The sequence below is a fragment of the Acinetobacter sp. MYb10 genome (assembly GCF_002980175.2).
GTDB lineage: Bacteria > Pseudomonadota > Gammaproteobacteria > Pseudomonadales > Moraxellaceae > Acinetobacter > Acinetobacter guillouiae.
Genome location: NZ_CP058272.1, coordinates 4,367,790 through 4,377,714, shown reverse-complemented (window position 1 = coordinate 4,377,714; position 9,925 = coordinate 4,367,790). Strand labels below are relative to the sequence as shown.

Sequence of the window (9,925 nt, the reverse complement as noted above, 5' to 3'; positions counted from 1 at the left end):
AAATGTTTTTTGATTAATATGAAAAATTTAAACTAAAGCCTGTAACCCAATCTTTTTTAATGAGCTTAGGTGCCTTGATACCATGACCAATAAAGGTATCTAAATACACACCTTTAAAATAACTACGTGTCCCAAATACACTTCCCATCAAATAACGTTGTCCAGAATAGCTATTTCTACCATTGACCCACCCTTGATCGATAGCTGCATAAAACTGAGTTGCAGGGATAGGAGAGTTCCAATTCAATTCTTGTTGTAAATAGTGACCGTTATCGCCTGACAGCATGAGCTCGCCATCAAAGCCTCGAACACTGTAACGCCCACCAATATAAAAACGGTCTTGAGGAACTAAAATTTTGGGTGCAAATTGTCCGCGCCAATTTAAGCGGTATTGCACAGGATGATCTAGAATCGTAAAAGGCTGGGAATAGCGAAGCTCAGCACTCCAAATCGGAGCGCGAGCATATCCTTCAGCAGGAAGAAGGATTTGTTGTTCTTTCACAGGATCATAAATGGTAATTCTTTCTTCTGGGGCCGATTGAGCATTCAATGCCCCTGTACCACGTCGATAATCAAGATTTAAATCGAGTAATGCATTGCCAATATATTGTCGATGTTGAATACCTGCATTCCATCCTGCAGTTTGTCTATGCATCACATTAACTTCAGTATTTTCAATAAAAGTTTGATTTTTTTTATGATAGCCTTTGGTATAAATACTGGTTTTATGATGCGCACCACGGCTGATCATACGTGAGAGCATAAGATTACTTTGCTTGGTTTCTCCACTATATAAAATTGGCCCATTAAAGCCCGCTATATTTTGTTCATATCTATATTCATTATGGGTCGCAGATAACTCATAATTTCGAAATGGAATTGAATAGCTGAGATAAATGCTTCGGTTTAAATCTTTTTGCCAATCATCGAGTGAATGACTTAAATTGATATTAAGTGAATCATTTAAATTCAATGGATTGTTTAAGCTAATTCCTAAACTTCCAATATATTCACCCGTACTTTTTGATCCTGAATTATCAATATTTAAGCTCAATCCAAATTTTTTATAAGGCCTAGACGTCACAATAAGATCACTAAAACCAACCAGTTCTTTACCATCTTGAGCTACAGCTGGTTCTATTTTGATATCTACATCTCGGTTCGATGTGCGTTTGAGATTTTCTAAACCTTGATCAATTTTTTTAAGATTTAAAATTTCATTATTTTTTATCGGTAATGCAGCAAATATCTCTATCTTATTTACAGATTTATCCTTTGAAAGTATTTGATGAATTCGACCTGCATGGATATTTAAAACTAGATGACCTTGAGTCAAGTCTTGTGGATTAACCACAATTTGCGTGGTAATCAATCCTTGTTTTATCAGCTCGTTTTGAGCATATTTGACTAGATTCTGTAAGCTTTGAGTTCCAACACATTGTCCGACAATAAAATCAGGCTGACTCAAATTATAGCGCAAACCATTGAAAATATTTTGATTTTTACTCTGCAATGGATCATTTATAACGAAACTGAGTTGCTTTATTTCAAAGCATGGAGTTTCTGGAACAATGACAAGATCACGACCAAGTTTTTCAATTTTTTGTTGTGGGGCTAAAAGTATATTTTCATCAGCTAATTTTTTTTCAAGTTCGTTAATGCGTTGATCTTGACGAATAATTTCTGGTGTCAAATCAACCACACCTGATTTTGATGTTATGTCAGCGGCATACAAAAATATTGGATAAGAATATATTAAAGATATGAAACATAAATTCTTTATTTTATTACATGTCAAAATAATCATTAATAATTTTAGTGTTAAAAAAACTACACAAATATACATTTATTTGTAAATAATCCACAATATCTTCATAATTTAATAGCTTATATTTTAAACAAAAAATAAATCAAGTACTTTGAATTAATTGAAATTATATTTATATTTAGGATTTTTAACTATGGTATAAGTGAACTTTTTTAGTGCAATTTAAGTTTATAATCGAACCAAAATAAAGCATAAATCTTACAACTGCTTTTGAAGAGTTTTAAAGTTAATATTTCTTTTAAATCGTGATTCCCATTACTCTAATTAAACTCTAAAGTTTTTACTTTATTGATTAATCTCTTTGGCAATTTGAATGGCCTATTTGAGGTTGACACCGAAAGTATCTACTGCCCTGCCACGAGCACCTAGAATCAGGCTGCCTATCATCTAAAGACAAATCATTGCGTTTACTAATATAAGAACGAGTATAGTTAAATATCCAATATTTGCGCCACTGGAATCAATACGTAGATATAGATTACCTCCATCAGGAAGCTTATACATTTTGTCAGGACTTGCTTTTTTAATTTGTAAAGCAGTCAGTTTATTGATTCCACTTGTAGTCATAGCGTATAAGAAAAAAAATGCAGTAAGAAATTATCTTACTGCATTTTTTACAACTTTATAACCGCTTATTGACGTACTGTGTCATAGCTTGCTATACCGCCTGTTTCCAACTTTAACCTTATAAGTCAATTGCTTATATAGTGTTAAACAGTGTCAGAAACTTCAATGTGGCGGAAGCGGTGAGATTCGAACTCACGGAGGACTCACACCCTCGTCGGTTTTCAAGACCGGTGCATTAAACCGCTCTGCCACGCTTCCATGTGCGCAAGAATACTAAGCTTTTCCAATTCTGACAAGAAAAAAATAGACTTAAACTATTCAAATGCATATTGTTTCATCAAAATAGATGATTTTGATTAAAGTTTAGCTGCTATTTCAGCACCTTCACGAATCGCACGCTTTGCATCAAGCTCACCAGCCAATTTTGCACCACCGATAATATGGTAATTTGCTAAAGTTGACTCACCCTCTTGAGGCATTAAGTCCTTAACGGATTCCTGACCTGCACACACCACAATCGTGTCTACTCGTAACAATTGATCATGACCATTGCTTTCAATCCATAATCCTTCATTGGTTACAGACTTGTATTGCACGCCACGCATCATTCTTACCGCATGTTTTTTCAATTGTGCACGGTGTACCCAACCCGAGGTTTTACCTAAACCAATACCAAGAGGTGTGGTTTTACGTTGCATCAAATATATTTGACGAATTGGTTGCTCTACTTCAGCAGGAACAAAACCACCTTCAGTCATATAGTTTGGATTTGGGTCTACACCCCACTCTCGTTGCCAATCCGCCAAAGGTTGTGGTTGCGGCTGATGTTCAGGTTTTAACAAATATTCCGATACATCAAAACCAATACCGCCTGCACCGACCACAGCGACTCTGTTGCCAACAGGTGCACCACGTAATACTTGAGCATAAGACAACACTTGCGGTGCATTACTGCCTTCAATATTTAAACCACGTGGAATCACACCTGTTGCGATCACCACATCATCAAAACCTTCACGCTCTAATTGCTCACGATTCACTTTGGTATTTAAACGTAAATCCACACCAGTTTTTTCAATCTGAACTTTAAAATATCGTATGGTTTCATGGAATTCTTCTTTACCTGGCACAACTTTAGCGAGGTTAAACTGTCCGCCGACCTCAGTAGAGGCTTCAAACAGAGTCACCTGATGTCCACGACTTGCCGCAATAGTAGCTGCTGACATTCCAGCAACACCACCGCCAACAACCGCAATTTTCTTCGGTTTTTTTGTTTTAAGATAAACCAGTTCAGTTTCATGCGCTGCTCGTGGGTTCACCAAGCAACTTGCACGCTTATTTTGAAAACTATGATCTAAACAGGCTTGGTTACATGCAATACAAGTATTGATTTCATCAACACGATTGGTTGCGGTTTTACTCACCCAAAAAGCATCTGCCAATAATGGACGCGCCATTTGCACCATATCTGCTTTACCTGCTGCCAAAATTTCCTCAGCAGTATCAGGCATATTAATTCGGTTGGAAGCAATGACAGGTACAGCGACATGCTTTTTCACTTCTGCGGTGTAATCTACAAATGCAGCACGCGGAACAGAGGTTACAATCGTGGGAACACGTGCTTCATGCCAACCAATCCCAGTATTCAGTAAAGTAATACCTGCTTTTTCTAATGCCTGCGCAACAGTGATTACTTCATCCATAGTATTACCGTCATGGACCAAATCGAGCATCGACAAACGGAAGCAAATAATAAATTTTTCACCAACTTTGGCACGAATCGCTTTTACAATTTCGACTGCCAAACGCATACGATTTTCAATTGGTCCGCCCCAACGATCTTCACGTTGGTTAACATGGCGACTTAAAAATTGATTCAGTAAATAGCCTTCTGAACCCATAATCTCTACACCATCATAACCAGCTTTTTTTGCCAAACTAGCTGTTTCAGCATAATCCTGAATGGTTTCAAGAATCAGTTTGTCACTCATCTGACGTGGTTTAAACATCGAGATCGGTGATTTGATTGGGCTTGAAGATACAACAAACGGTTGATAACCATAACGCCCTGCATGCAGAATTTGCATCAGAATTTTTGCACCATGCTTATGTACAGCATGTGTGACTAAACGATGTGGTGCAATATCACCTAAAGTATTCATCGTTCCACCGGCTGGCAACAACCAACCTTGGCGATTTGGGGAAATCCCCCCTGTAATAATCAGCCCAACACCACCTTTGGCACGTTCTCCAAAATATGCAGCAAGTTTTGGGTAGTTATAAAAACGATCTTCTAAACCTGTGTGCATTGAACCCATCACGACACGATTTTTAATGGTCGTAAATCCCAGATGGAGTGGTTTTAAGATATTTGCATAGCTATTTGTCATGATGAATCCTTTAAGTTTGGCTTTGCAACTTGTTGCATACTACTTTATCGAGTTTTAATTTTTTTTTGATGGCAATTTTTGATATTTTCATCGTATATAGTGTCAATTCTATCTGCTTTACCCACAACAAGAAGCAACACATCTTGATATGACTCAAATAAAAGAAAAGTGTTATACAGTTTTATAACAATCTGCTGTGTCAATTTTCGTTATTTTGCAATATAACTGCTGAATAAAAGTAAATAAGAAAAGGCATCACGTTATGAGCCACCCGGTATTTTTAACCAGTTCTACCTTTAGCCATATGCCACAAGGTAGTCAAAATCAATGGGCTGAGTTTTTTCAAAGCGCAACTTTTGAACTCGAAGCAAATGCATTCATTCCAATTTTATGGTTTATGCTGTTTAAGCAAGAAAATATTTTCTGGACAAGATATATAGATGATCTTGATATCAACGATGAACGCAATCAAATTGATCTAGAAGAACGCCAAGAGGATTTTGGTGAGAGTCAATATGCTTATTTAGTCATTGATCAACAACAAGCACTTCTCAATTTAGCAGATCGAAAACCCTTATTTATAGAAACTTTTGGTGCAGAGAACAGTTACCATTTTGAAGATTTTAAATCTTTAATCGAACAACATTATCCTGAATATGTTTTATTGCGCACCAGTGGTTTGCCCTTGGATTTAAATGATGCCCATTTCTTAACCCAATTGTTACAACACATTGAAAATTCGGCACAAGATCATTCACAACAACTTTCTTTTATTGAAATGCAACGTATCGAGCTTGCTCGTTTTGATGATCATCCCTATTTCTTTTATGGTGTGAATCTACATGACCCTATTCACGATTTAAATACCAAAGAAGTGTCCACACCAGATCAAATTGACCCTGCTTCATCTCAACAACCTTTAGCAACTTCGGGGTTGGCGATTTGGATTTGTACAGCCATCGTTGCAATCTTAACCATTGCAATTTGGTTTACCACACAATCCGCACTTTATGCTGTTGTTACTTTCTTTATCAGTGCTTTTGTGCTTGGATTTATTTCTTCTAAATTAGGCGAACAGAAATAAAAAATAGCCATGCTTTTTTGCATGGCTATTTTATTTAGTCAAATAAATGAGTTCGTCATCTAGCAGTTTTTAAAAGACTGTTTATATGTGAATCACCATAAACAAACCAAATTAAAACGACTCAATATTATTACTTCCAGTATTTTAATTTACTGGTCTGCCCAATGCCGACATTAAAGCTATTGGTCGGATCAAGCTTTTGATAATGATTTTTTAAAGTAGGCTTTGCAATATACAAATGCCCTACATTGTGTTCCGCAGGATATTCTGCACCACGGTTATCCAGCAAATGCCACATTTGATGTTCCATCGCCAAAGGATCTACCCCTTTTTTGACTATATAATCTTGATGAAACACATGACAGAGAAAATGTCCGTAATACAATTTATGGGTAATTAAATCATCCATCTCTTGAGGTAAAGTTTCTACCCATTCACGGTCGTTACGGCGTAAAGCAATATCCAGCGCAACAATATCTTCAACTTCCGAACGATGCGTATCACGATAACGAATTGCTGCACCTGCCACTGCGAAACGATGTAAAAAAGCCTTACGCCCTTCTTCATCCGTACAACGGAAAAAATCACCTGATGTTTTATGTTGAAAATAATCTTTTAAAAAAAGTTCAACTTGCTCAAGATCCTGATTTTCGATACGAATCATCAAATGATGTTCATATAAATCACGAAACTCATTCATCCGTTTTGGCAAATGATTGGGCAACAGTTTAGTCGCCATCTGCAACACTTTATCAGACAAACTACGTAAGCCAATTTTTTCGAGATATCCATCCACTTTATCTTTTAGTGCAAATGCAGCAGGCACTTTTGCCGTACCAAATTTTTCGATAAACATAAAGGTATCTTTGCCATATTCAGCACCAATATCATAGGCAACACGATGAATATATTCACCCGCAATCGGTAATCTTGGCAAATCTTTGAGTAAGAAACGACGGATTTCTGTCAAATCATCATGTGAGTTGGTTCCCACATAAAATACCTGACTTGGAATTTTTTCAAAGGTGTCTAAACGTACTGCAAAGACACAGACTTTACCTGCAGAACCTGAAGCTTCAAATAAACGTGATGGATCAGCATTGAATCGTGCAGGTGTATTTTCATCGACCTGTTTAACATCATGCGCATAACGATGGTCAGAAGCACAACAACTCGCATTATTAATAACATCATTGAGTTGATAGTTATTATTTTCGAGTTTTGTCAAAATTTCTTCAGGTGTGTCACCCAGATTCACCCCCAAGTGATTGACCAACTCTAACTCACCTGACGCATTGACCTGTGCATAAAGTGCAAGTTCAGTATATGCAGGACCGCGGCGGACCAATGCTCCACCTGAGTTATTACATATTCCACCTAAAACCGATGCACCAATACAAGATGATCCAATCACTGAGTGCGGCTCACGATTATAGTGTGCCAACTCTTTTTCAAGACGATCTAAGGTTGCACCAGGTAAGCAAATCACTTGCTGACCTTGGTTAATCACTTGTATACCCGCCAAACGACGTGTACTCATTAAAATAACGGGTCGGTCGTAATCATCACCAAAAGGTGTTGAACCACCCGTAAGGCCAGTATTTGCAGCTTGCATAATCACAATACAGTCCGCATTTACAGCAGCTTGTAGCACTTGCCATTGTTCAAACAAAGTTCCGGGAACCACAACAGCCAGCACTTGCCCTGAGCCATAACGACGCCCCTGACGATACAAGCGGGTAGCATGATCATGGGTTAAAACGTGTTGCTGACCGACGATGTTGATCAATTGCTGAATGGTGTGTTGTGAATCAATATTAGATTGCATTTTCCCTATCCTATTGATGAACCCTTATTCAATCTCATTCAATAAGGCATTCATTCCGACAGCGTTTTTCAATATTATTTGTATTGAGGGATCAACGATCAGTTCAAGCTACTTTTTTTGCTGAAAAGTAGCTTGAACCATGCTTATCCGCAAAACTTGTTAAATCACATCTTTTCATTTGATGCTTTGCAAATACATCATGTTATAAGGTCGTTCTGCCTCAAAACACTTCAGATGAAATTTGCATGGATGACATTTGCGTCTATCAAATTGAACACTGTCATTCAGCTTGATGACGTATCAAAAATACATCACGCATCCAATGCTTTGTCTAACTTGACTAAACAATCGGCGTTAATGTCTGCAATTGTTTTGGCGCCCGTCAAAGTCATTGCGACACGCATTTCTTTATCAATTAATTCAAGCAGATTTGAAACGCCTGCACCACCCGCTGCCCCTAATGCATAGACAAAAGCACGTCCGAGCATGCAGGTATCTGCACCCAATGCCAGCATACGAACCACGTCTAAACCATTACGAATACCAGAGTCAGCAAGGATTTTAATATCTCCTTTGACTGCATCTGCAATTGGCGGAAGCGCACGCGCAGACGATAAGACACCATCTAACTGACGACCACCATGGTTTGATACAACAATACCATCGGCACCGAAACGTACTGCATCTTTGGCATCTTCAGGATCAAGGATCCCCTTAATCACCATCGGGCCATCCCAAAATTCACGAATCCACTCAAGGTCTTTCCATGAAATAGACGGGTCAAAGTTATTGCCCAACCAACCGATATAATCTTCAAGTCCAGTCGGCTTTCCTAAGTATTTGGAAATATTACCTAAATCATGTGGACGACCCAGCAAACCGACATTCCAAGCCCAATGCGGATGGAAACACGACTGCATGTAACGACGCATCGCTGCATTTGGACCACTCATACCAGAATGTGCATCACGATAGCGCGCACCAGGTACAGGCATATCAACAGTAAACACCAAAGTTGAGCAGCCTGCAGCTTTGGCTCGCTCTAAAGCATTTTTCATAAAGCCACGATCACGCAGCACATATAACTGAAACCACATTGGGCGATTAATTGCTGGTGCAACTTCTTCAATCGGACAAACAGACACGGTCGACAAGGTAAAAGGAATGCCCTTTTTATCTGCCGCCACAGCAGCTTGAACCTCACCACGACGTGCATACATACCTGTTAATCCAACAGGAGACAATGCAACTGGCATAGATAAAGTTTCATCAAACAATTTTGTTTCTAGGCTTAGCTGCGACATGTCATTTAAAACACGTTGCCTTAAAGCGATTTTTGATAAATCTTCTACATTTCGTTTTAGTGTATATTCCGCATACGCACCACCATCAATATAATGAAAAAGAAATGGTGGTAAACGACGTCGCGCGGCTTCACGATAGTCATTAGCAGAAGAAATAATCATGCTCATATCCTGTTTAATCGGCTCGCACGCTGACGACGGGCTTCTTCCTCATCAATCATACGCACTTGCTGTACTACAAATTCTATATGTCCACAGACCGCATCTCTTGCAGCATCTGGATCATGACGTTCAATTGCATCCATCACTTTAAAATGCTGGTCATGCAATTGATCAAATCGATGTGTTTCTGAGTACACTTTGCGTCTACCCAAGAGCACGTTAAACTGCAACAGATCAAAAACGCCCCGCATCATCTGTATCAACACTAAATTGTGCGATGCTTCAGCAATCGCCAAATGAAATTTAGCATCGGCAAGTGAAGCTTGCTCATCATCACCAATCGACTGAAAATATGAAATCTGATCATAATATTCGCGAATCTGAGCCAGATCTTTAGGTGTTGCACGTTGTGCCGCATACCAAGCTGAACCACCTTCAAGGATTGTTCGCGCCTCCTGCACATCAAAACGATATGCGGGGTCTTCATCAATCAAATTACTTAAAGATTCAACAATCTGGTTTTGCGACCAGTTCACCGGAAATTGTTGTAAATAGGTCCCCGCCCCCCCTTTGCTGACCAGCATTCCAGTACTGGTCAGTTGAGAAATCGCTTCTCTTAAAGAGGAACGGGATACGCCCAGTTGTTCACACAACTTTCGTTCAGCAGGTAAACGTTCTCCGACTTGCATGTTTTTTTCTTCAATTAACATACGAAGGCTTTGTACCACTTTGTCAGAGACTTTCATCTGCTTTCCTCATTCA

6 protein-coding genes, 1 tRNA gene and 1 pseudogene are annotated in these 9,925 nt (G+C 38.7%); 1 reads left to right on the top strand and 7 read right to left on the bottom strand.

Features of this window, described 5'->3' with window-relative positions; genetic code table 11:
* Positions 1-13: 13 nt before the first annotated feature.
* From CQZ96_RS20375 to CQZ96_RS20360, 4 genes and pseudogenes are all read right to left on the bottom strand, one after another.
* The gene (locus CQZ96_RS20375; RefSeq protein WP_051068456.1) at positions 14-1,807 is read right to left on the bottom strand and encodes a ShlB/FhaC/HecB family hemolysin secretion/activation protein; all 1,794 of its coding nucleotides are present in this window, start codon (positions 1,805-1,807) and stop codon (positions 14-16) included.
* 409 nt (positions 1,808-2,216) lie between these two features.
* A pseudogene (locus tag CQZ96_RS20370) lies at positions 2,217-2,395 on the bottom strand (Arm DNA-binding domain-containing protein); the annotation flags it as partial.
* A gap of 168 nt (positions 2,396-2,563) precedes the next feature.
* Positions 2,564-2,653: transfer RNA gene (locus CQZ96_RS20365), tRNA-Ser, on the bottom strand.
* A 98-nt stretch (positions 2,654-2,751) separates the two neighbouring features.
* Positions 2,752-4,785: an NADPH-dependent 2,4-dienoyl-CoA reductase gene (locus CQZ96_RS20360; protein ID WP_004724886.1), complete on the bottom strand. Its 2,034-nt coding sequence runs from the start codon at positions 4,783-4,785 to the stop codon at positions 2,752-2,754.
* Between the two features lie 262 nt (positions 4,786-5,047).
* Here CQZ96_RS20360 and CQZ96_RS20355 point away from each other — a divergent pair, with 262 nt between their 5' ends.
* Complete coding sequence (locus CQZ96_RS20355) at positions 5,048-5,869, top strand: hypothetical protein (protein ID WP_105713657.1); 822 nt, start codon at positions 5,048-5,050, stop codon at positions 5,867-5,869.
* A gap of 130 nt (positions 5,870-5,999) precedes the next feature.
* Here the strand turns inward: CQZ96_RS20355 and dld are convergent, their stop codons facing one another.
* The 3 genes from dld to lldR form a co-directional block, all read right to left on the bottom strand.
* On the bottom strand, positions 6,000-7,697 hold the full coding sequence (gene dld / locus CQZ96_RS20350) for a D-lactate dehydrogenase (RefSeq protein ID WP_105713656.1): 1,698 nt from the start codon (positions 7,695-7,697) through the stop codon (positions 6,000-6,002).
* A gap of 311 nt (positions 7,698-8,008) precedes the next feature.
* The gene (lldD, locus tag CQZ96_RS20345) at positions 8,009-9,163 is read right to left on the bottom strand and encodes an FMN-dependent L-lactate dehydrogenase LldD (protein ID WP_004823052.1); all 1,155 of its coding nucleotides are present in this window, start codon (positions 9,161-9,163) and stop codon (positions 8,009-8,011) included.
* A 2-nt stretch (positions 9,164-9,165) separates the two neighbouring features.
* Positions 9,166-9,909: a transcriptional regulator LldR gene (gene lldR / locus CQZ96_RS20340; RefSeq protein ID WP_034618110.1), complete on the bottom strand. Its 744-nt coding sequence runs from the start codon at positions 9,907-9,909 to the stop codon at positions 9,166-9,168.
* Positions 9,910-9,925 lie beyond the last annotated feature (16 nt).

Bases quoted from the DNA above. Each gene is read 5' to 3' on its own strand.
- dld (WP_105713656.1), bottom strand. From the start codon at position 7,697: ATGCAATCTAATATTGATTCACAACACACCATTCAGCAATTGATCAAC.
- lldR (WP_034618110.1), bottom strand. From the start codon at position 9,909: ATGAAAGTCTCTGACAAAGTGGTACAAAGCCTTCGTATGTTAATTGAA.
- CQZ96_RS20375 (WP_051068456.1), bottom strand. From the start codon at position 1,807: ATGATTATTTTGACATGTAATAAAATAAAGAATTTATGTTTCATATCT.
- lldD (WP_004823052.1), bottom strand. From the start codon at position 9,163: ATGATTATTTCTTCTGCTAATGACTATCGTGAAGCCGCGCGACGTCGT.
- CQZ96_RS20360 (WP_004724886.1), bottom strand. From the start codon at position 4,785: ATGACAAATAGCTATGCAAATATCTTAAAACCACTCCATCTGGGATTT.
- CQZ96_RS20355 (WP_105713657.1), top strand. From the start codon at position 5,048: ATGAGCCACCCGGTATTTTTAACCAGTTCTACCTTTAGCCATATGCCA.